Consider the following 22088-nt stretch of genomic DNA (forward strand, 5'->3'; position numbering starts at 1 on the left):
TGAACTGTGTGCTGATAAAAGTCGGAAAATTTTCTCAGCATTATAGGTTGATAAAGTTATGTCGTAACAGGAAATATAAGAACAGATATATAAATAAATAAAGAGAAAATAAAAAATGAAAATGAGGGGAATTTTATGAACCAAAACCAATTTGACTGTCGTATTTCAGAAGAAGACGTACAGATGTTAAGAGCATTAGCTCATCCACTTCGTCTACGTTTAGTAATGGAACTGATGCAGCGTGGAACATGTAATGTAACACAATTACAAGAGGTATTAGAAATTCCGCAATCAACTGTTTCGCAGCATTTAACGAAATTAAAACAAAATAAAGTAGTACGCTTTGAGAGACGCGGGTTAGAAGTGTACTATCAAATTCATAACGATAAAGTAAGTGAAGTAGTAAAAACATTATTTTCTTAATTTTTGAATATTATGGAAAGAAGACGTGTGAAATATACGTCTTTTTTTATTTGGAAAGGATCTAATAATAGGAAGATTTGAGAGCGTATATATTAGCGCGTTAGAAAGAAACAAACTATCGGTTGAAGTGCTAAATTGACGGAATATATTCTGAAGGGATATGAAAAGATAGAAAGGAGTGTTGTAAGCCAAAGGAGGAATAATATAATGGATGTAAAACGTGTGAAACAGATATTATCTTCTTCAAGTAGAATTGATGTTACATACGAGGGAGTCCCCGTATGGATTGAGAGCTGTGATGAGCAGAAGGGTAGTGCTCAAGTGTATGACGTATCCAACCCAGGAGAGAGCGTTCACGTGGATGTGACGGCTTTAGAAGAGATGTAATAGAAAAGACGCTTCTAATTGTAGAAGCGTCTTTTTTATTTACTATTCCATCATATGTGCAATTTTCTTAGAGAACATAAGAAGTACTAATCCTAGCACGATTACGATAACACCGATGCTTGCGAATACTTCTAAATATCCTAAAGATTGAGTGAAAGCAGCTAATTGTCCTGCTAATAAGTTTGCACAGCCAGTACCAGCTAACCATACACCCATTAATAAAGATGCTAATTTAAGAGGAGCGATTGCACTTACCATAGATAATCCGATTGGTGATAAGAATAATTCACCAATTGTATGGAACATGTAAGTGAACACAATGAACAGTAAGTTTGCTTTCATTGTAATGTTACCTTCATCGCTACCAGTTTTTAAAACAGCTAAAGTTAGAATTAAATATCCAACTCCTAGTAAAATCATACCTAATGCCATTTTTGTTGGGATTTTTAAATCACCATTTTTTGTTTTTGAAAGTTTAATCCATAATGCAGAAACAGGTAATGCTAATAAGATGATGAACAATGGGTTTACAGATTGGAACCAAGGTGTTGGAATTGTAAATCCACCAATTGTACGATCTACGAATTTATCTGTATAAAGTGTTAAAGAACTACCAGCTTGTTCAAATCCTGCCCAGAAGAATACAACGAAACAAGTTAAAATTAAAATTGCAGCTGTACGTTTTTTCTCTTGTGGTGTTAAAGGTTTTTTCTCAATTACTTTTGCGTTTTGCTCTTTAGATTGTTTACCGACAACAGTTGTTCCGATTGTACCTAAGTAACGAGGCGCTAAGAAATTAAAGGCAATCTGACCAATGATCATACCGATACAAGCTGTTAAGAATCCGTATTTATAATCTGTGAAATAACCGCAAATGAATGGAGCGATAAAAGCTCCTAAGTTAATTCCCATGTAGAAGATAGTGAAGGCACTATCACGACGAGAATCATTTTCGCTATATAATTGACCTAATAAAGTCGAAATATTTGGTTTGAAGAATCCATTACCGATAACTAATAATCCTAAGCCTAAGAAAAGTCCAGTTTTAGTGTTCATGGAAAATAGTACAAAGTTACCAAGTGCCATAATGATACCACCGATGGTAATGGCGTGTCGTTTCGTAATGAAATGGTCAGTTAGCCAACCACCAATAATCGGTGTGAAGTATACTAACATTGTGAAAATACCGTAAATCTGTACAGCAACTGCTTTATCAAAGCCTAAACCGCCACTTACTAAGCTCGTTGTTAAATAAAGAACTAATAAGCCACGCATTCCGTAATAACTAAATCTTTCCCATGCCTCTGTAAAGAACAACAAATATAATCCTGGTGGATGTTTTTTTGGTGATTGTTGCTCTCCAGCTTTGTCTAATTTTAAAGCTGCATCCATGTTTGTTTCCCCCTAATCCTGTATAACGGATATTTATGTAATTATTTTAATTCACAAAATATTTAGAAGTCAATAGAATTATATGGAAATAGCAAGAAAATTTATGAAAAAATCTATTTTTCTTCAACCGTTATTATATTTTTCCCTGAAAACAAGATAATAAGCGTTTTCAAATGTAGTAATTGAATTCTAAAATAAAGTAAAATAGTGATAAATCAGAAAATTTAGATTAGAATATTTATTCTGATATAGAGAAAATATACTATATTTACTTTTATAATATAACATATCGGGAATAAAAATACAAAATGAAATAATGTGACACTTCAGTGAAATGAAAAAACCAGCTCCATAAAAGAGGGAGCTGGTTAGAATGAAATTATTTAACAAAGCGTTTTTCAATGTCGTCTAGTAGTAAGTTAGCAGCCATTACACCGCCAGCTGTATTCCAAATAACGTCGTCAACTTTGTATGCTTTTCCGTTCTTTACTGCATTTAAGTTTTTAAAGAGAGGGTCGTTTATATATTCTTTTTCTAGTTCAGAACCTTTTTTCTCATTGCCTTTATCGAATGTGAAGTAGAATAATACATCGCCATCCATTGCCGAAATACGCTCTTTAGATACGTTACGTTCTGCGAAATCATCTTTGTTTTGATCTCCAGGACGTTTAAATCCAAGTTCTTTTAAAATAACACCAGAGAATGTATCGCCATGATAAATACGAACATCACCAGGCATAAAACGTACCATAGAAATTTCTTGATTTACTTTATCGCCAAGTTGGCCTTTCAAATCTTTCATACGTTTTTCGTAATCAGCTAAAACCTTTTGACCTTCTTTTTCTTTATTTAAAGCCTTTGCATAAAATGTGAAGTTATCTTTCCATTCACCACGTAATGTTTCAGAGAACACAGTAGGTGCAATAGCTTTTAGTTGCTCGTACACTTTTTCGTGACGCATTTTGTTACCGATAATTAAGTCTGGTTTTAAAGAAGCAATCGTTTCAACGTTAACTTGTCCTTCGTCGCCAACAACTTTTACATCTTTCATTTTGTCCTTAATATGTGGATACCACGGATCACCAGTCCAAGACTTTACAGCACCAACGGGTTTCACACCTAATTCAAGTAAAGCTTCAGTTCCTTCATTCGTTAAAATAACTACACGTTTTGGATTAGCAGGAACTTCTGTTTTACCCATTGCGTGTTCAACGGTAATCATTTCTTTTTTATTATCTTCTTTTGTTGATTCTTCTTTGTTATTTGATTTTCCACAAGCACTTAAAAGAAGTGAAAAAGCTAGTAGAAATACAAATACTGTAAACGATTTCTTTTGCATGAAATTCATTATGTACCCCCTACATGTTGAGAATATTTTTCAATAGCAAGCATGATATTAAGCCTTTATCTTTTGATTGTCAATATATATTACTGAAAATAGTTCTCATTATCGTTGACAATGAGAATTAAGTTGAAATACACTTACAACGTATCATTATACATTGAAGGGGAAACGCTGCATGTTATTAAAAACAAATCAAGCAAAATGGATTGGATTATTTGTTGGAATCATTGCAGTCGTTATTTGTATTTGGGGAAGTATTATTTTCGGATATACAAATACGAGTTGGAAATTAGCGTTAGATGCTTTTTTCCATTTTAATGGTTCAAATGAGCATATTATTATTCAAAATGTGCGTTTACCAAGGGCGTTAATTGCAGCAAGTGTTGGCGCTAGTTTAGCCATTGCGGGTTGTTTAATGCAAACTTTAACAAAGAATCCGCTTGCTTCTCCAGATTTTATTGGATTAAATTCAGGCGCTGCGTTCTTTATAGTTGTAGCAATTGTACTTTTTTCCGTTACGTCTTTATCGGCTTTCACTTGGATTGCCTTTTTAGGAGCGGCAGTTGCAGCAGTACTTGTATTCGCCTCTAGTTCTTTAGGAAAAGAAGGGACAACACCTCTTAAGTTAACGTTAGCAGGTGTTGCAATCAGTGCGTTATTTTCATCATTAACACAAGGGTTACTTGTTTTAAATGAAAAAGCATTTGAAGAAGTGTTATTTTGGCTTGCCGGATCTGTGCAAGGAAGAAAGTTAGAGATTTTACAATCTGTATTCCCATATTTATTAATAGGCTGGATCGCATCTCTTATGATGGCAGGGAAAGTAAACACATTAATGATGGGGGAAGACGTTGCAAAAGGACTTGGACAACGAACAATTTTAATGAAATCATTCGTACTACTTATTATTGTATTGCTGTCTGGTGGTTCAGTTGCGGTCGCTGGTCCAATTGGATTTATTGGTATTGTTACTCCGTATTTTGCCAGATTCCTTGTTGGAGTAGATCACAGGTGGAGAGTACCGTATAGCGGCTTGTTAGGTGCAATACTATTACTCTTAGCTGATATAGCAGCTAGATATGTCATTATGCCACAAGAAGTACCAGTAGGGGTTATGACAGCATTTATCGGGGCCCCATTCTTTATTTATATTGCACGTAAGAGAGGGCTTAGCAAATGAAGAAGTATATTCCGTTTCGTATTGGAAAAGGCGAGCTCTCGTTTTTAATGTATAAACGAGCTTGTCTCGTCTTATTGAGTTTACTAGTTGTTTTAATAGGATTATTTTTTGCGAGTGCAGGTATGGGGGATATGAAAATTGCTCCTTATGACGTATGGCAAGCGATTACCGGAAATGGTGATGCGATGTCAAATATGGTTGTAAATAAATTTCGTATGCCGCGTATTTTAATTGCTATCCTCGTAGGAATTGCGCTTGCGGTAGCGGGCTGTATTTTACAAGGGCTCGTTCGAAATCCGCTTGCTTCCCCTGATATCATCGGAATTACGGGCGGGGCAAGTGTTGCAGTTGTACTCTTTTTAGCTATATTTAGTGATAAAAACAATGCGTTAACAGTAAGCATTCATTATATGCCGCTAGCAGCTTTTGCTGGGGCAACAATTGTAGCGTTTTTTGTATATTTATTTGCCTGGAAAAATGATGGATTATCACCGATTAGTCTTGTTTTAATTGGTGTTGGATTTTGGGCATTAACGAAAGCAGCAACAACTTTATTTATGTTGTTAGCACCAATTTATCAAGCAAGTCAAGCGAATGTATGGATCACAGGTACTGTTTATGGCTCTTCGTGGCAAAACGTTATGATACTTGCGCCGTGGGTTCTTATTTTAACGGTAATATCATTTATAGCGGCTAGACATTTAAATGCTCAAGAGTTAGGGGATGATATTGCGGTAGGACTGGGTGTTCCTTTAACGAAGTCACGCGTATTCATGTTATTACTTAGTACAGCTTTAATTGGCGGGGCAGTTGCCTTTGCAGGAGGAATTGGATTTGTTGGTTTAATGGCACCTCATATTTCGCGAAGATTAGTTGGCTCTTTCTACGGTGCATTGCTCCCAGTTGCGGCGATTATCGGTGCAATTCTAGTACTCGCTGCAGATTTAATTGGGCGTACAGTTTTCGCACCACTTGAAATTCCAGCAGGGGTATTTACATCAGCAATTGGTGCACCTTATTTTATTTATTTACTTTATAAAAGTCGGAATTCATAAAGGGAGATGAATATGCAAAAAGCATTGGAGACGAAACGCTTGACGCTGTCGTATGGTGAAACGATTATTATTGATGAGCTGAATTTAGAAATTCCAAAAGGGGAAATTACAATCTTCATCGGTTCTAACGGTTGTGGGAAATCAACTTTATTACGTTCACTAGCTAGATTATTAAAGCCAACAACCGGTGACATTTTGTTAGATAATCAAGCAATTCAAAGTATGCAAACGAAGCAAATTGCTCGTCAAATGGCGATTTTACCGCAAGGGCCACAAGCACCAGAAGGACTTACAGTATTGCAACTTGTAAAGCAAGGACGTTATCCATATCAAACATGGCTGAAGCAATGGTCCGAAAAAGATGAGGAAATGGTACAAAAAGCGCTTGCTGCAACGGGTATGACAGAATTTGCTGAGCGTGATGTTCATGCCCTTTCAGGTGGACAACGTCAACGTGCTTGGATTGCAATGACCCTTGCACAAGATACAGATATTATTTTGCTTGATGAGCCGACTACATATTTAGATATGACGCACCAAATTGAAGTGTTAGATTTATTATTCGAATTAAATGAAACAGAGCAAAGAACGATTGTTATGGTATTGCACGATTTAAATTTGGCATGTCGTTATGCAGACAACATTGTGGCTATTCAAGATAAACAAATATATGCGCAAGGTAAACCAGAAGAAGTTATTGACCAGAAGTTAGTTCGGGATGTATTCCGTATGGAGTGTCAAATAAGCGCTGATCCGTTATTTGGGACACCGCTCTGTATCCCGCATGGAAGAGGAAGACGTGTACTTAAAGAGGCTGTTCAGGCGATGAGATAACGAAAAAAGACGATGAGGATTCATCGTCTTTTTTATTTTTGGCAAGAAAATAATAGAAAAAGGGGAATACGTAAACGTCGTTCATATTCTTCTTCATCTTGAAAACAGTTTCGATTTGGTGTAGCTTCTTTTAAGCTTGTAATCGTAAATCCGGCTTGTTGTAATAATGTAAAATATTCTTCCGTAGTCCGGTGATATTTAATAACTTCTTGATCAATCCATGGCTCAACTCGTTTTCCTGTTTCGAAATAATCATCGACGAGCCAACTAGTTCTTTTACCACTCGTTTGCAAGCTTTCAAATGAAGAGGTAATAACGGGATGTTGAACGCTAAAGGTGAAGGTTCCGTTTGTTTTTAAAGTTTGAAACACATTTTGAAAAATGATATCAAGGTGTTCAATATAATGTAAGGCGAGTCTAGATGTTACTAAATCAAAAGTAGAAGGAGGGTATGTGTAGTCTTTGAGGTTTAAAAAATGAACGGTGCCATTTTTATTTTCTAGTTGTTTTTTAGCTTTTTCATACATAAGCTCGGAGCCTTCAATACCAGTGTAAGAGTGGCATCCATGTTCTAATAATTCTTCGCCGAATTTAGCATCACCACAACCTAAATCGAGGATTTGTTTTCCTGATACATTGCCAATGAGCTGAAAGAATGCTGGTTTTTCAAGGGATTCGTTTGGACTATTTTCTCGATATCTTCGCTGCATATATTGCTCTAAAAACGATTCGTTATTATATACATCAGATTCAGTAAAAGCCATTTTAAAAGCCTCCTAAATATTTTTTTAATTCTATCAAATATGAAAAGTAAATGATAGATTTCTTGTAATGAATCATATATAATCTAAAAATGTAAGCGGTTTCTTTAAACTATTTTTCTATAATAAATTCTGAAAACGTGTTAAGCTAGTAGAGGGATTATTAGAACTATTAAGATAATAATCCGCTTACATGAACGATGGGAGGCTTCACGATGTCTAGTAAAACACTTGCAAACTTTTTAGAAGAAAATTTAGAGGATTTAAAATCAAAGGGGCTTTATAACGTAATTGATCCGCTTGAAAGTCCAAATGGACCGATTATTACAATTGGCGGAAAAGAATATATTAACTTATCTTCAAACAACTATCTTGGATTAGCGACTGATAATCGCTTACAAGAAGCAGCAATTGGTGCAATTCATAAGTACGGCGTTGGAGCAGGAGCTGTTCGTACAATTAACGGTACTTTAGATTTGCATATTAAATTAGAAGAAACAATTGCAAAGTTTAAACATACAGAAGCAGCAATTGCTTATCAATCAGGATTTAACTGTAATATGGCAGCGATTTCAGCTGTTATGGATAAAAATGATGCGATTCTTTCAGATGAATTAAACCATGCATCTATTATTGATGGTAGTCGTCTATCAAGAGCGAAAATCATCGTTTATAAGCATTCTGATATGGAAGATTTACGCAAAAAAGCAATCGAGGCAAAAGAATCAGGTCTTTATAATAAATTAATGGTTATTACAGACGGTGTTTTCTCAATGGATGGAGATATTGCAAAATTACCAGAGATTGTTGAAATTGCAGAAGAGCTGGATTTAATGACATATGTAGATGATGCACACGGTTCAGGTGTACTTGGCAAAGGTGCAGGTACTGTAAAACATTTCGGCCTTTCTGATAAAGTTGATTTCCAAATTGGTACATTATCAAAAGCAATTGGGGTAATTGGTGGATATGTAGCTGGGAAACAAAACTTAATCGATTGGTTAAAAGTGCGTTCACGTCCATTCTTATTCTCAACAGCTTTAACACCAGCTGATGCAGCTGCTTGTATGAGATCAATTGAAATTCTAATGGAAAGCACAGAGTTACACGATCGTTTATGGGAAAATGGTCGCTATTTAAAACAAGGGTTAAAAGAACTTGGCTTTAACATTGGAGAAAGTGAAACACCAATTACACCTTGTATTATTGGTGATGAAGTATTAACACAAGAATTTAGTAAACGTCTAAATGAAGAAGGCGTTTACGCAAAATCTATCGTATTCCCAACCGTAGCAAAAGGAATGGGACGCGTTCGTAATATGCCTACAGCAGCTCATACGAAAGAAATGCTAGATGAAGCAATTCGTAAGTATGAAAAAGTAGGGAAAGAAATGGGTATCATTTAAGTAACGACATCTTTTGAATAGCTTGCAAATGGGGAGTGGGAAAAATGAAAAAAATTCTAGTAACCGGTTCTTTAGGGCAAATTGGTTCTGAACTAGTAATGAAACTTCGTGATGTATACGGCGCATCAAATGTTATTGCAACAGATATTCGTGAAACAGACAGTGAAGTAGTAACGTCTGGTCCATTTGAAACGTTAGATGTAACGGATGGACAAAAATTACATGATATTGCAAAGCGTAATGAAGTAGATACAATTATTCATTTAGCGGCTTTACTTTCAGCAACTGCAGAAAAAAATCCGTTATTTGCTTGGAATTTAAATATGGGCGGACTTGTAAATGCATTAGAAGCAGCACGTGAATTAAACTGTAAGTTTTTCACGCCAAGTTCTATCGGTGCATTTGGTCCATCAACGCCAAAAGATAATACACCACAAGATACAATTCAGCGTCCTACTACGATGTATGGGGTAAACAAAGTAGCAGGAGAATTACTATGTGATTATTATCATCAAAAGTTTGGCGTTGATACGCGCGGTGTACGTTTCCCAGGCTTAATTTCTTACGTAGCTCCTCCAGGAGGCGGAACAACTGACTATGCAGTTGAAATTTATTATGAGGCGATTAAAAAAGGTACATACACCTCATACATTGCAGAAGGAACATACATGGACATGATGTATATGCCAGATGCTTTACAAGCAATCATCTCATTAATGGAAGCTGATCCAAATAAACTAGTTCATAGAAATGCGTTTAACATTACAGCAATGAGCTTTGAACCAGAGCAAATTGCAGCATCAATCCGTAAACACATTCCGAACTTTACAATGGATTACGCAGTAGATCCAGCTCGTCAAACAATCGCTGATAGCTGGCCGAACTCTATTGATGCAACAGCAGCAATGAAAGAGTGGGGCTTTAAAGCAGAATATGATTTAGACAGAATGACAACTGATATGCTGGCTAAGTTAAAAAAAAAGCTCGCATCTGAGTTAGTAATGAATTAATAGGAAGAGCCGATTCTTAGGAATTGGCTCTTAATTATTTTAGGAAGGGAGAAAAGCAACATGCAAAGAGTTGATGTTGTATATGCATTAATACACGATAGCGAAAAAGATAAAATATTAATGGTACATAATATAGAACAAAACGTTTGGTCATTGCCAGGCGGGGCTGTTGAAAAAGGTGAAATATTAGAGGAAGCACTAGTAAGAGAAGTGAAAGAAGAGACAGGTTTAACTGCCGCACTCAGTGGACTTGTCGCATTAAATGAGAAGTTTTTTGAAGAGAAAGGACATCATGCATTATTTTTTACATTCCGAGCAAATGTAGTAACAGGTGAACTTCGTGCAGAAGATGAAGGAGAAATTTCCGCAATCGAGTGGGTAGATAGAAAAATCGCGAATGAGCGATTCCCATACTACGATGGAGGGTTCGAATTATTATTAGAAGTTTCCATTCCATACAAGTTTCAACCAGAAACAAAGTAAGTTAACGAAGAAAAACAGGAGCCTCGTGGCTCCTGTTTTTCTATTCAATCGTCTTCAGTAATAGTTTCTTCAACAATGGTTTAATCTTCAGGCGTAAATCTTCAGCATGATTTGCAACTAAGAAGTGATGGTTATAAATGTTTTTCATTAGTTGATAAGTCGCTTCTTTCGCTTCGCCTTCTTCGATAAAGATGCCGATTACTTCCATACCACTTTTGCGAGCAAGTTTGACTGCTTCGTGCGTATCTAAAATTCCGTCTTGTTGATAGTCTAGTGCAGAAGGTTCACCGTCTGTAAAGACAAGTAAGAATTTATGTTTTTCTGGTCTTTTCGCAAGCTTTTCGGAAACGATACGAATAATATACCCGTCGCGGTTATCTTCTTCTTCGCGAAGTTGCATAATTTCTGGACCGACGTTTGGTAACGTTGAGTTTTTATACGTAACAACTTCATGGATAACGTTCGGTTTATCTTCAGGTTTAGCACTAGAAGCATCTTCCCAAAATCCACTAATAGCGTGCGGGATTTTTAAAGATTTTAAAGCTTCATGGAATAGGACCACACTCTTCTTCGTTTCTTCCATTTTGTTATACATAGAACCAGAGCAGTCCACTAATAGTTGGAATGCAACGTCGAGCTCTTGTGATTCTTGTCCTTTTTTATAAAACATACGCGGCTGTTTTTCAGTATAAATACGAAGGAATTTCTTACGAAGCCTTCCGTAATATTTATCACTGTTTGCATTCGTTTTGTTTTCAATTGTTTTTTCGATAATTTTCTTTAATTCTTTTACATCTTTATTAACGACTGATTTGATGGCTTGGTAATCTTTTTTCTCATCAGGATTCGATTTGCGAGCTTCTTTAAATGTATGAAAAGCTCCCACATTATACTTGCCGTATGCACCGTCGTTTTGGCTAGAAGCATGAGACGCTCTTGCTTCCTCTGTATCAGCACCATCAAAGTTAGATTGTGTACTTTTTTGGGAAGTACCTTGTACAGAACCAAGTGCTTGGTCACCATCTTCTGATTCACGAGCAGTATCACCCATCATATTTGTTTTTGTTCCGCTTTCTAAATCAAAGCGTAAAAAGTTCTCGTTTTCATTGTTTTTATTTTCACGGTGCCATGTCGAGAAGCTTTCATCCATTTTGTTTTTGTTATCATCGTCATCTAGGAGCTGCGTATCATCATTTGCTAATTTTTCAGCGCGACTGTCTTTCTCATCTGCAATCACAGATAAATAAAGCGGTGCATGTCCGAAATAATTATTAAGCATATCACTTTCAAGAAGTCCTTCTAAACGATAGCGAATTTTCTCAACAATATACATAATATCTTCCGTATTACGAGCTTGGAATGTTTCATGCAAAATTGATTCAATTTGCTCGAAATATTCATTATTAAACATTTCATATTTATCACTCGTTAATGAAAGATAGCATAGACAAAATAGACGATCACCGTGATAGTTACGAACACGATTTATTTCATTTTGTGAGCCAAAGTAATTGCGATACATTTCTTTTCGGCGTTTAAAAATATGTTTTGTGCCAGGACGTAAATTTTTGACGATTTCCTCAACACGCAAATCTTCTAATAGAACAAATAATTGTGTTAAAAACTTTTTTAGAGGCGATTCTTGTAACTCAATCGCATAAGAACGAATTAAAGTCATGTCCGAGTAATGTTTATTACCAAGTGCCTTTAAGAACACTTCGCTTTTTAATCCGATTACTGTATCCTCTTCTTTTCGATCATCCCAAAAGTGACTAATGACAACCTTTTTTTCAATTTCGTCGTAGTATGCTTTATAGCCATACTCAAGATAGGCATCGTCTTCTTTTAGAAGAGCATACATTAAGTTTTCCATTTGTAGAAACAGCGACGCATCAATTTTTTTGTCACTAAAAATTTGTCTCATGAATTATCCCTCAAAGAAATAACTTTCTGCTAATTCACGGACAGTCATTTGTTCTGTTTCATCGTTTAATTTTGCGATAATACTACGTTCAATTGCACGCATAACAGGAATATATACACCTAAATCACATGCATCGATAATGCCACGAATACTAGCTGCTTCTTCACTTACGCGCCCATCACGAGCTAAAGGCATAAGATCGCTTGCGAATGCAACGAACTTTTCAATTGTTGCAACATCATTTAATTTTGATTCAGATAGTAATAGTTCTTTTAATGTATCACCTTGAATGTAAGGAACTTCAATAATAACGAAACGGTTTTTTAACGCTTCGTTTAGTTCACTTGTCCCAACATAACCTTCGTTAATCGCAGCAATTACGCGATATTCGTCATCACCGTATACAACTTCTTGTGTAAATGGGTTTGTAATCATTTTACGGTAATCTAACGCACCATGAAGAAGTGGTAACGTTTCAGGTTTTGCCATATTGATTTCATCAATATAAAGGAAATGACCGTTTTTCATTGCCTTCATAAGAGGACCGTTAACGAACGTAACTTCAGATGCGCCGTCTTTTGTTTGTAATGTGTTGTATCCTAAAATACCTTCCACATCTAAATCGACAGAACAGTTAATGCTATGCATTGGTTTTTGGAATAAAGAAGAAAGAGTTTCTGCTAGTACGGTTTTACCACTACCAGTTGGTCCTTTTAATAGAATGTTTTTACCAAGTAAAAGTGCTGTAATGGCATCTTCAATAATGCTATTATCAGATGCTTTATATATTTTCTTGCCAATTAAATGTGCATTTTCACCAGCTTCTTGTTTATTCTTTTCATGAATTGTAGAAAGCTGCTGTTTTAAATCAGAATGTATATGAAATTGTTCTAACATGTATTTCCCACCTAACATTATTTTCATAAAGTAATACATCTTATGATAACTTGTTTTAATATGGTATGCAAAGAAAAGGAGAAGGGGGAAATATAAAAGAAAAAGCAATCAATATCACATTGATTGCTTATAGTAAAGGAGAAATGAGTCGCATAAAGGACTCTAATATTCTTTTTTTGATACTTCTTTTTTGGAACGAGTTCCATTTAATTTCAGTGGAGTGTTTAAAGTCTTCTTCAAAATCGCGTTTAATATCATGAACGGTTTCTGATTCATATAGTACGCTAATAATTTCATAATTCAATTCAAAGCTACGTACATCCATATTTGCTGTTCCGATTGTTGCAATTTTATCGTCAACGAGTACAATCTTTGCGTGCATAAATCCATCTTTATAACTGTAAATAGAAGCACCAGCTTTTAAAAGTGGAGTGAAATAGGATTGAGATGCTTGATCGCTAATAATACTATCACTCTTACCAGGATATAAAATGCGTACATCTATGCCAGATATTGCACTTAAGCGTAATAATGTTAAAGTTTCTTGATCCGGAATAAAGTATGGTGTAGCGATCCAAATAGATTTTTTGGCTGAGCCCATAACAGCTAGTAATGTATTACGAATACTTTTATCATCTGAGCTTGGTCCACTTGCTACAATTTGCACCGCACCTTCTGCATCCGGAATTTCTTTTCCTGGGAAGTAGTGTCTATTCATAAATTGATCCCAAGAATAAGTATTCAATCCACTAGACGCATAAAGCCAATCTTCTAGAAAGATGGCTTGTAATTTATACAATGCTTTTCCTTCTATTTTTAAATGACTATCACGCCAAACAGGGAATTTTTTTGAGCGACCAAGATATTCATCACCGACGTTGAGCCCTCCGGTAAAACCAATTTCTCCATCTACAATGACGATTTTACGGTGATTCCGATAATTAACTGTCTCGAGTAACCAAGCTGAAAAAATAGGGTCAAATTCGACAATTTCAATTCCAGCTTTTTTCATAGGTTGTAAAAATCGTCGTCTTAACGTATTACTTCCGAGTCCATCATAAAGGAAGCGTACAATAACACCATCTTTTGCTTTTTGTATTAAAGCATCTCGTACTTTTGTACCAATCTCATCAGATTTATAAATATAGTATTGAATATGTATGTGATGTTTTGCATGCTCAATAGCTTGCAGAATTTCTGAAAAGGTTTGATCACCGTTTGTTAAAAGTTTTGTTGTCGTTCTATCTGCGGCAGGCCCGCCTCCGAATTTTTGTACGACTTCTGTTAAATGTATAGAACGTTCATGTAATGGGACTGTGAGTGATAATTCTAGTCGTCTTCCTTCTAATATTTCGCGGAATAACTTTCTTTGTTCTTCTGAACGATGAAGATGTTTTTTTCTTCTCCAACGGCTACGCCCGAAAATAGAGTATAAAAGGACACCTACAACAGGAAGAAGTGCTAATACTAAAAACCACGCTAAGGTGCTTTGGGGTGATCTATTTTCGATAAAAATAACGAATGAAATTCCTACGATTGTGATGGACCATAGAGCACCAACAAACGTATATAACGAAATAACCGATGTATTTAATAGGAAAAGAACGATAGATACGATTGTAAATATTAATAATAATTGAACGATAGGTTTCTTCATTTCTATATAATTCCTCTAATCTTTCTTAAATATAGACTTCTTAAATAGAAGATATAATCTGACATCCTTATTATAAAGTGTTTTGTTTTTTTTACAAAATATAGACATTTGTCCTATACTTTCCGCATTTGTCCTACATACAGTATATTGTTACGTTGTTATATAAAAAAGGGGTGTGAATAAAATATACGGTCGTCCAATTGGAGGATTTGGTCATGGCCGTGGTTTTGGCGGATATGGTTATCCATATTATTCAGATTATCCATACTATGTGGATTATCAATAGAATCCTTATTATTCCACATATTAAAGAGAGGCAGAACTATATGCTAAAAGGAGAGGAAGAAAAATGAACTATACTGGAAATTATGGAGGATATGATCGGAATCATCACGGAGGACACAATCATCATGGTGGACATAATCATCACGGAGGGCACAATCATCATGGCGGACATAATCATTATGATCACTACCACCATCATGGTGGCGGGTGGGGTGGAGGCTCATGGGGCGGAGGATTTTTCCCAGGGAGTTTTGCAGGGGGCGTAGTAGGAGGACTTACAGCTGGGGCATTAACAGGTGCAGCTAGTGGTGGGGGATATTATCCAGCACCATACCCGGTAACTTATCCAGCGCCGTACCCAGTACCATACCCAGCTTATCAACAAACATCGTACCCTTATTATTAACATATTTCCAAAAATAAGGTGGAAATATGTTAATATTTTATTATTGTAATTCAAAGTATTAAATGTCAAATCAGGTGTTTATAGCACTATTTATGAATGCATATATTTTGTATTTAATAGCTATTCCGCAATTGGTAGGCAGTTATATTCACCCTTCAATTTTTTATAAACGTAAAGAGGGATAGATGGTGGATGGCTAATATTTATAAAATCTTCACTTTATAAATGAATAGAATATAAGCAGCATATTGTATAATAAAATCAGATAATCAGAGAAGAAAGAAGCCTCTACTATAATTTAAAGGGCACCATATTGCTTTTTTTTATAAATAATATTATGTTATTTTAATCGGCCTATTTAGAAAAAATTTGTGATTTATCCCGCATTAACGGGCAGTAAGACTCCCACCTCAAAATTCGGTGAATGTGAGGAAGTTAGGTGGGAGATAAAAGCCCGATTGGTGAAGGCTAATAATCAGTGGGGGATGGACAATCCCCCCCCCACTGATTAAAGTTTCATTTTATGTAAAGGCGTATTGTTAGAAAATGAAATATCTCTATTTCTATGAAGAGAAACGAGTTGTGTTTTAGTCAGATAGGAAGCAAGGAGAGGTGCGCATGCTAGAACAAAGAGGTCATGCATTATATGACTCTTCATTGCAAGATTTAAAATTAGCATTAGATGAGTCTTCAATTGTTGCTATTACAGACCGAAATGGTCTTATTACATATGTGAATGATAAATTTTGTGAAATCTCAAAATATAAAAGAGAAGAGTTAATAGGAAAAGATCACCGTATTTTAAATTCCGGATATCATCCGAAAGCATTTTTTCAAATCCTATGGAAGCGTATTTTGAGTGGAAAAGTCTGGACAGGGGAAATTCGAAATCAAGCAAAAGATGGTACGTATTATTGGGTTAAAACAACAATTGTTCCATTTTTAAATGAAAAGGGAGAACCTTATCAATTTATTGCAATTCGAAATGATATAAGTAGTAGGAAAGAAGCAGAACAAAGATTACGATTAAGCGAAAGTCGTTATAGGGAACTTGCTTATCATGATGCGTTAACAAGTTTACCGAACCGTTTACAGTTAATTACGACTGTAAATAAGATGATTGCAGAGAAAATAGAGTTTGGCATGATTTACTTTGATTTAGATCGTTTTAAATTAGTGAATGATACGTTAGGTCATATGATAGGAGATTTACTTTTAAGCGAAGTTGCTTCACGGTTGCATTATGTGCTAGGAGAGAAAGATGTTCTGGCTAGGCTTGGTGGCGACGAATTTGTGCTGTTAACAAAAACTCATACACATGATGAGATGAGGCAGTTAGCGACATCCGTGTTGTCATGCTTTCAAGCGCCATTTATGCTTGAAGGTCATGAAGTATATATTTCAGCTAGTCTAGGACTTTGTTCCTATCCGCAAGATGGAAAAGACGTTGAAACGTTATTAAAAAATTCGGATTTAGCCATGTATAGTGCGAAAGAGCAAGGAAGAAATGCGGCGTGCTTCTTTACAGATGAATTACGTGCGAAAATAAACCGTAGAATGAAAATAGAATTTGCTTTGCAAAAAGCGATTCGTGACGAAGAATTAAAAGTGGCATTACAACCCATTATTGATTTGAAAACAAAGAAATGTACTGGTATTGAGGCTTTAGTACGCTGTAAGACAGAAGAAGGTCCTATTTCACCAAGTGAATTTATCCCTGTAGCTGAAGAGTGTGGACTTATTATAAAACTAGGAGACTGGGTACTAGAAAAGTCATGTCGACTGTTTAAAACTTTACCAGATTATCAAGAGGGACTGAAGTTATCTGTTAATTTATCAATACAACAATTGATGCAAAAGCGATTTATTTTATCTGTTCGTAGTATATTGAAGCGAACAGGGTTTCCGCCAAATCGTTTAATATTAGAAATAACAGAAAGTATAGCTGTACGTCATTTTGATTATATTATTGCTACATTACAAGAATTAAGAAGTATGGGAATTTTAATCGCTTTAGATGATTTCGGAACAGGGTATTCCTCATTATATTATTTAAAACAACTACCACTTGATATTGTGAAAATTGATCGTAATTTTATTCGTGAGTTTCATTATGATCATGCACAACCAGAGCGAACGATTGTAAAATCGGTTATTGAAATTGCCCATAGTTTAAATTTATTAGTGGTTGCTGAAGGGGTAGAAACGGTAGAACAAGAAAGTTTATTAAAATCAATGAGTTGCGACTTTGTACAAGGTTTCTATTATGCGAAACCGTTAGATATAGGGGAACTAAAAGAAAAGTTATTAACTGATTTTTAATAAAAAAAGAGAAGCGAAAAGCTTCTCTTTTTTATTGTTTTTTTTGTGAATCTTTCATTAAAACTGGATAAAGAATAAGACCTAATACAAACAAACCAATGCCTAAGAAGAATGTTTTTAAATCAGCAGTTCCCGTTTTAATAACCCATATGGAATATAAAAATGCTAATGCAGTAATGATTCCATCTTTTATTCGAGATCCCGGCATTATATCATACGTTTCCCCCGTAATAACTAATTTTAACTGATACAAGGTAGAAACAAGGTACGGGATTAAATATGCTAATGTCGCTACAACAATAGCGAAATTATATGCTTCTGAAACAGTACCAGAAATCGTTGAGAATAAGAAAATTTGCGTCATCACATTTGTAATAAATAATGATTTTGAAGGACTACCTTTTTTATTTGTTTTACTGAAAAACTTAGGGAAAAGTCCATTTTTAGCAGCCTGGTAAGGTACTTCTGAGCTAACAACGATCCATCCTACAGTAGAGCCGAATAAAGATACGAGTGCAAGTAAGGCCATTATATAAGCACCTTTAGTACCAATTGCTAAATTTAATGCATCTACTAATGGTTTTTGAGACTCTTTTAAAGCGTCTTGTGGAAGAGCGCCCATTGTTAGTAGAGTAATTGCCATGTAAATAAGAAGAGCGATGATTAATCCGAAAATCGTAGCTTTCTTAACATCGTGCTGAGATTTTGCACGGTTAGAGAGCATAACTGCTGACTCAATACCGATAAACGCCCAAAGTGTTGCAATAGCAGCGGAATTTATTTGTCCACCCAACGAAATAGGTTGTCCAGCTTCATTCATAAATGTTTGACCGTCCCCGAAATTAGAGGCATTGAAAATGAATAATGTGATTACAATAAACATTGTAAATCCGATGATTTTTGCGATTGTTGCAAGAAGGTTCATATTTCCGGCTCTATCAATATTTTGAGAAAGAATATATTGAATTCCCCATAGCATCATACTACATACTATGAAGGTTAAAGCTTTTCCAAGTTCTAATGAAAATCCGTTTGTTGAAAAGAGAATTTGCTTACTTTGTAAAACTGGGAAGAATGTTGATAAATATCCTGCAAAGGAAATAATTACAGATGCTGTAGCAGCCCAGTTAGCAGCCCAGTATCCCCAAGCCATACTATATCCTGCAACTTTACCTGCCTTTTGGGAAGTAAACATCGCTTGGGCGTAACTTTGTGGTCCTGCTTTTAATTCTGGTTTACGAATTGCTAAATTTCCAAATACGAGTGCAATCATAAATACACCAAGTCCTGTAATACTCCATGCGAGTGTAGAACCCATTGGACCTGATACTTGTGCTAAATTTGCTGGGAGCATAAATACGCCACCGCCAACCATATTCCCGATAACAAAAGCTGTTAAAACCCATAATCCCCATTTTTTCGTTTCCATTTTTGTTAACTCCTTTGTAGTAAGATTTGCTTAAACATCATTTTTTACTAGCTTTTTGGCAATAAAAAAAGAGCCATGTAGATAAAAAATACCTACATGGCTCTTTGCCAAAGCGTAGGTACAACGGGAATAACCCTTGTACCTACGCGTAATTTTTCCGCTAGGTTTCAAGGGTTACGTATGATGATGATGTTTTTGTGCAAATGTAACTACAATTGTTGTATAAGTAAGCATAGTTCTTTGCTCCCTTTCTCCTCTGATTTTGAAGTTAGTATACTACATGTTTTTTTGAATGAAAAGAAAAATATAAAAATTTTTATAAAAATACGTTTTAGAGATTAAATATTTATCCGTATTTTTCCTATACTGGATAATAAGTGAGAGATTGGCAGAAGAGTGTAGCATGGTATAATACATATAGAATTAGAAGGTGACAAGGGGCTATTGTAGATGATGAGTAAGTATGAACAAATTTATACAGAAATCAGTAAGTCTATTGATAATAAGCAATTAAAAGAGGGATGCAAAATCCCATCAGAAACAGAATTAATGAAGCAGTACGAGGCAAGCAGGGGTACTGTAAGAAAAGCAGTAGATTTATTGCAAGAGCGTGGATATGTGCAAAAAATTCATGGAAAAGGTGTTTTTGTATTAAAGCGCAAAAACATTGAGTTTAACTTCGGTGGCATTGTAAGTTTTCAAGAAGAAAATGAGCGTTTAGGACGTTACTGTATTACAGAAGTCGTAGAAATGGAGAAAATAAAAGCGACAAAAGATGTAGCAAAACTATTAAACGTGAAAGAGAAAACAGAAATAGATCATATTAAACGTGTACGAAATATTGATGGAGAAAAAGTGATTTTAGATATAAACCATTTTGTAGCGGAATATATTCCAGGATTAACGAGAGAAATTGCAACTGCATCGATTTATAAATACATTGAGAAAGAATTAGGGCTACATATTAGCTATTCACAGCGGGTAATTGAAGTGCAACCATGTACAGAGGATGACCGAAAGTATTTGGATTTAAATGGAACAGACTATGTTGTCGTTGTAAAAAACTTTACTCATTTATACGATGGGAGTCAGTTCGAATATACGGAATCACGTCACCGTTTAGATATTTTTCACTTTTCGGATGTGGCGCGAAGAAAATAAAGAGATGGAGCGAAATAATCGTTCCATCTCTTTATTTATCCCGCTATTTGTGGGCAGTAAAACTCCCACCTCAAAATTCAGCTGGAGCAAAGAAGTTAGGTGGGAGATCAACTGCCTGTAAACGCCCGATTGGTGAAGGCTAGTAGTCAGTGGGGGATGAACAAAACCCCCACTGATTAAAGTTTCACTTTATAAAAAAATCACCAACTTATATATACGAGTGTTGACTAACTTATATATACGAGTTAATATGTAAGTGTAAACGGTATCAAAAAAAGAAAAGAGGGACGGGAATATGGGGAAAGACTATCGTAAAACAGCAAAAGAAGTGTTGCAGTATATTGGTGGGAAAGACAATATTGAACAAGCTGCGCACTGTGTAACGAGGCTACGTATCGCTTTAAAAGATGAAAATAAAATAGATAATGATAAATTACAGTCTGTTTCATTAGTAAAGGGAGCGTTTCATAACGCTGGGGTATTTCAAATTGTAATTGGTCCAGGTGATGTCGATCGAGTATACGCTGAATTGATAACGCTTGCAGGTATGGAAGAATCGACAGTAGCTGACGTAAAAGGTTCAGGGGATAAAAAATTAAATCCAGTTCAAAAGTTTGTAAAAGTATTTTCAGATGTATTTATGCCGATTTTGCCAGCAATTATTACGGCAGGTTTACTAATGGGGATTAATAACCTGTTAGGGGCAAAGGACTTATTTTTTGATGGGAAAAATTTATTAGAAGTATATCCGAACTTAGGTGGGCTTTGGGATTTAATTAATATGATGGCCAATACAGCATTCGTATTCTTACCGGCACTTGTTGGTTGGTCAGCAACGAAGCGCTTTGGTGGTAGTCCAATACTAGGGATTGTTATGGGATTAATGCTTGTGCATCCGGCCTTATTAAACGCGTGGGATTATGGAAAAGCAGCGACTGGTTTAGAGGGACAAAAGATTGAGTACTTCGATATTTTAGGGCTATTCCAAATTGAAAAGGTAGGGTATCAAGGTCAAATTTTACCCATTTTAGTAGCAGCATTCGTATTAAGTAAAGTTGAAATCTTCTTAAAGAAACATGTGCCAAACGCAATTCAATTATTAGTTGTACCAATTACAACAATCGTTGTAACGGGTGTGTTAGCGTTAGGAATTATCGGTCCAGTTACACGTCATATTGGCGATTTATTAACGGCTGGATTAGTTGGCGTATATGAAACGGTACCAGTAGTTGGAGCAGTATTATTTGGAGCATTATATGCACCGCTCGTAATTACAGGAATGCATCATATGTTTATTGCAATTGATTTACAGCTAATTGCACAGCACGGCGGTACATTTATTTGGCCGATGATTGCTCTTTCTAACATTGCACAAGGTAGTGCGGCACTAGCGATGTTCTGGATTTCTAAAAATCAAAATGATAAAAGTATGGCATCAACATCAGCAATCTCAGCGTACTTCGGTATTACAGAGCCAGCGATGTTCGGTGTGAATTTAAGAAATAAATTCCCGTTCTATGCAGCGATTATTGGGTCTGTTATAGCAGCGATATTTATTACATTAAATGGTGTATTAGCACCAGCAATCGGAATTGGCGGATTGCCAGCATTTATTTCTATCATTCCGAAATCGATTCCAATGTTTATTGTAGGGATGATTATTGCGGTTGTAATCCCATTTACGTTAACATGGTTATTTGCAAAAAGAGTTAAACAGAAGTAGGAGGAAGT

At 35.6% G+C, this 22088-nt stretch carries 19 protein-coding genes; 12 read left to right on the forward strand and 7 right to left on the reverse strand.

The features are described 5' to 3' along the window. Positions 1–135 precede the first annotated feature (135 nt). Together SB773_RS11705 and SB773_RS11710 are read left to right on the forward strand one after the other, a co-directional pair. Positions 136–423: an ArsR/SmtB family transcription factor gene (locus SB773_RS11705; protein WP_001075217.1), complete on the forward strand. Its 288-nt coding sequence runs from the start codon at positions 136–138 to the stop codon at positions 421–423. A gap of 207 nt (positions 424–630) precedes the next feature. Next, positions 631–810, forward strand: coding sequence for an acid-soluble spore protein H (locus SB773_RS11710; protein ID WP_002010492.1), 180 nt, complete (start codon positions 631–633; stop codon positions 808–810). Positions 811–852: 42 nt separating this feature from the next. On the opposite strand, the gene SB773_RS11715 is transcribed toward SB773_RS11710, so the two are convergent. Both SB773_RS11715 and SB773_RS11720 read right to left on the reverse strand, forming a co-directional pair. Beyond that, the gene (locus tag SB773_RS11715; protein WP_002010491.1) at positions 853–2202 is read right to left on the reverse strand and encodes a peptide MFS transporter; all 1350 of its coding nucleotides are present in this window, start codon (positions 2200–2202) and stop codon (positions 853–855) included. A 379-nt stretch (positions 2203–2581) separates the two neighbouring features. Then, positions 2582–3550 carry an ABC transporter substrate-binding protein gene (locus SB773_RS11720; RefSeq protein ID WP_016101841.1) on the reverse strand — a complete coding sequence of 323 codons (969 nt, stop codon included), beginning with the start codon at positions 3548–3550 and terminating at the stop codon, positions 2582–2584. Between the two features lie 172 nt (positions 3551–3722). On the opposite strand from SB773_RS11720, the gene SB773_RS11725 reads away from it, so the two are divergent. From SB773_RS11725 to SB773_RS11735, 3 genes are read left to right on the forward strand one after another with little or no spacing between them, the layout of a single operon-like run. Further along, positions 3723–4727, forward strand: a complete 1005-nt coding sequence (locus SB773_RS11725) for a FecCD family ABC transporter permease (protein ID WP_016093353.1) — start codon at positions 3723–3725, stop codon at positions 4725–4727. Further along, the gene (locus tag SB773_RS11730) at positions 4724–5782 is read left to right on the forward strand and encodes a FecCD family ABC transporter permease (protein ID WP_002169174.1); all 1059 of its coding nucleotides are present in this window, start codon (positions 4724–4726) and stop codon (positions 5780–5782) included. Before SB773_RS11725 ends, SB773_RS11730 begins: the two co-directional genes overlap by 4 nt. Positions 5783–5794: 12 nt before the next feature. Then, entirely contained in the window at positions 5795–6616 is an 822-nt protein-coding gene (locus SB773_RS11735) for an ABC transporter ATP-binding protein (RefSeq protein ID WP_002167083.1), read from the forward strand. A gap of 32 nt (positions 6617–6648) precedes the next feature. On the opposite strand, the gene SB773_RS11740 is transcribed toward SB773_RS11735, so the two are convergent. Beyond that, positions 6649–7380, reverse strand: a complete 732-nt coding sequence (locus SB773_RS11740; protein WP_131247555.1) for a class I SAM-dependent DNA methyltransferase — start codon at positions 7378–7380, stop codon at positions 6649–6651. Between the two features lie 212 nt (positions 7381–7592). Here SB773_RS11740 and SB773_RS11745 point away from each other — a divergent pair, with 212 nt between their 5' ends. From SB773_RS11745 to SB773_RS11755, 3 genes are read left to right on the forward strand one after another with little or no spacing between them, the layout of a single operon-like run. Further along, the gene (locus SB773_RS11745; protein ID WP_000095918.1) at positions 7593–8783 is read left to right on the forward strand and encodes a glycine C-acetyltransferase; all 1191 of its coding nucleotides are present in this window, start codon (positions 7593–7595) and stop codon (positions 8781–8783) included. A 44-nt stretch (positions 8784–8827) separates the two neighbouring features. Next, entirely contained in the window at positions 8828–9793 is a 966-nt protein-coding gene (locus SB773_RS11750) for an L-threonine 3-dehydrogenase (RefSeq protein ID WP_002125175.1), read from the forward strand. Positions 9794–9853: 60 nt separating this feature from the next. Next, positions 9854–10276: an NUDIX hydrolase gene (locus SB773_RS11755; RefSeq protein ID WP_002090992.1), complete on the forward strand. Its 423-nt coding sequence runs from the start codon at positions 9854–9856 to the stop codon at positions 10274–10276. Between the two features lie 40 nt (positions 10277–10316). On the opposite strand, the gene SB773_RS11760 is transcribed toward SB773_RS11755, so the two are convergent. The 3 genes from SB773_RS11760 to SB773_RS11770 form a co-directional block, all read right to left on the reverse strand. After that, on the reverse strand, positions 10317–12200 hold the full coding sequence (locus tag SB773_RS11760) for a vWA domain-containing protein (protein WP_410590031.1): 1884 nt from the start codon (positions 12198–12200) through the stop codon (positions 10317–10319). Positions 12201–12203: 3 nt separating this feature from the next. Continuing rightward, on the reverse strand, positions 12204–13097 hold the full coding sequence (locus SB773_RS11765) for an ATP-binding protein (protein ID WP_000892986.1): 894 nt from the start codon (positions 13095–13097) through the stop codon (positions 12204–12206). 127 nt (positions 13098–13224) lie between these two features. Further along, positions 13225–14754: a cardiolipin synthase gene (locus SB773_RS11770; protein ID WP_060751657.1), complete on the reverse strand. Its 1530-nt coding sequence runs from the start codon at positions 14752–14754 to the stop codon at positions 13225–13227. A 349-nt stretch (positions 14755–15103) separates the two neighbouring features. Between SB773_RS11770 and SB773_RS11775 the strand changes: the two genes are divergently transcribed. Next, the gene (locus SB773_RS11775) at positions 15104–15445 is read left to right on the forward strand and encodes a hypothetical protein (protein ID WP_131247560.1); all 342 of its coding nucleotides are present in this window, start codon (positions 15104–15106) and stop codon (positions 15443–15445) included. Positions 15446–16063: 618 nt separating this feature from the next. Then, positions 16064–17767 carry a putative bifunctional diguanylate cyclase/phosphodiesterase gene (locus SB773_RS11780; RefSeq protein WP_033708780.1) on the forward strand — a complete coding sequence of 568 codons (1704 nt, stop codon included), beginning with the start codon at positions 16064–16066 and terminating at the stop codon, positions 17765–17767. Between the two features lie 31 nt (positions 17768–17798). Here the strand turns inward: SB773_RS11780 and SB773_RS11785 are convergent, their stop codons facing one another. Next, entirely contained in the window at positions 17799–19196 is a 1398-nt protein-coding gene (locus tag SB773_RS11785; RefSeq protein ID WP_410590035.1) for an amino acid permease, read from the reverse strand. Between the two features lie 450 nt (positions 19197–19646). Between SB773_RS11785 and treR the strand changes: the two genes are divergently transcribed. Beyond that, the gene (gene treR, locus SB773_RS11790; protein ID WP_410590037.1) at positions 19647–20357 is read left to right on the forward strand and encodes a trehalose operon repressor; all 711 of its coding nucleotides are present in this window, start codon (positions 19647–19649) and stop codon (positions 20355–20357) included. Between the two features lie 295 nt (positions 20358–20652). Beyond that, a complete protein-coding gene (treP, locus tag SB773_RS11795; RefSeq protein WP_410590039.1) occupies positions 20653–22080 on the forward strand; it encodes a PTS system trehalose-specific EIIBC component in 1428 nt (475 codons plus the stop codon). Positions 22081–22088: the final 8 nt, after the last annotated feature.

This window comes from Bacillus sp. SIMBA_074 (assembly GCF_046534555.1).
GTDB classification, from domain to species: Bacteria; Bacillota; Bacilli; order Bacillales; family Bacillaceae_G; genus Bacillus_A; species Bacillus_A mycoides.

Coding starts and splice junctions, on each gene's coding strand:
- SB773_RS11705 (WP_001075217.1), top strand. CDS start 136: ATGAACCAAAACCAATTTGACTGTCGTATTTCAGAAGAAGACGTACAG.
- SB773_RS11710 (WP_002010492.1), top strand. CDS start 631: ATGGATGTAAAACGTGTGAAACAGATATTATCTTCTTCAAGTAGAATT.
- SB773_RS11715 (WP_002010491.1), bottom strand. CDS start 2,202: ATGGATGCAGCTTTAAAATTAGACAAAGCTGGAGAGCAACAATCACCA.
- SB773_RS11720 (WP_016101841.1), bottom strand. CDS start 3,550: ATGAATTTCATGCAAAAGAAATCGTTTACAGTATTTGTATTTCTACTA.
- SB773_RS11725 (WP_016093353.1), top strand. CDS start 3,723: ATGTTATTAAAAACAAATCAAGCAAAATGGATTGGATTATTTGTTGGA.
- SB773_RS11730 (WP_002169174.1), top strand. CDS start 4,724: ATGAAGAAGTATATTCCGTTTCGTATTGGAAAAGGCGAGCTCTCGTTT.
- SB773_RS11735 (WP_002167083.1), top strand. CDS start 5,795: ATGCAAAAAGCATTGGAGACGAAACGCTTGACGCTGTCGTATGGTGAA.
- SB773_RS11740 (WP_131247555.1), bottom strand. CDS start 7,380: ATGGCTTTTACTGAATCTGATGTATATAATAACGAATCGTTTTTAGAG.
- SB773_RS11745 (WP_000095918.1), top strand. CDS start 7,593: ATGTCTAGTAAAACACTTGCAAACTTTTTAGAAGAAAATTTAGAGGAT.
- SB773_RS11750 (WP_002125175.1), top strand. CDS start 8,828: ATGAAAAAAATTCTAGTAACCGGTTCTTTAGGGCAAATTGGTTCTGAA.
- SB773_RS11755 (WP_002090992.1), top strand. CDS start 9,854: ATGCAAAGAGTTGATGTTGTATATGCATTAATACACGATAGCGAAAAA.
- SB773_RS11760 (WP_410590031.1), bottom strand. CDS start 12,200: ATGAGACAAATTTTTAGTGACAAAAAAATTGATGCGTCGCTGTTTCTA.
- SB773_RS11765 (WP_000892986.1), bottom strand. CDS start 13,097: ATGTTAGAACAATTTCATATACATTCTGATTTAAAACAGCAGCTTTCT.
- SB773_RS11770 (WP_060751657.1), bottom strand. CDS start 14,754: ATGAAGAAACCTATCGTTCAATTATTATTAATATTTACAATCGTATCT.
- SB773_RS11775 (WP_131247560.1), top strand. CDS start 15,104: ATGAACTATACTGGAAATTATGGAGGATATGATCGGAATCATCACGGA.
- SB773_RS11780 (WP_033708780.1), top strand. CDS start 16,064: ATGCTAGAACAAAGAGGTCATGCATTATATGACTCTTCATTGCAAGAT.
- SB773_RS11785 (WP_410590035.1), bottom strand. CDS start 19,196: ATGGAAACGAAAAAATGGGGATTATGGGTTTTAACAGCTTTTGTTATC.
- treR (WP_410590037.1), top strand. CDS start 19,647: ATGATGAGTAAGTATGAACAAATTTATACAGAAATCAGTAAGTCTATT.
- treP (WP_410590039.1), top strand. CDS start 20,653: ATGGGGAAAGACTATCGTAAAACAGCAAAAGAAGTGTTGCAGTATATT.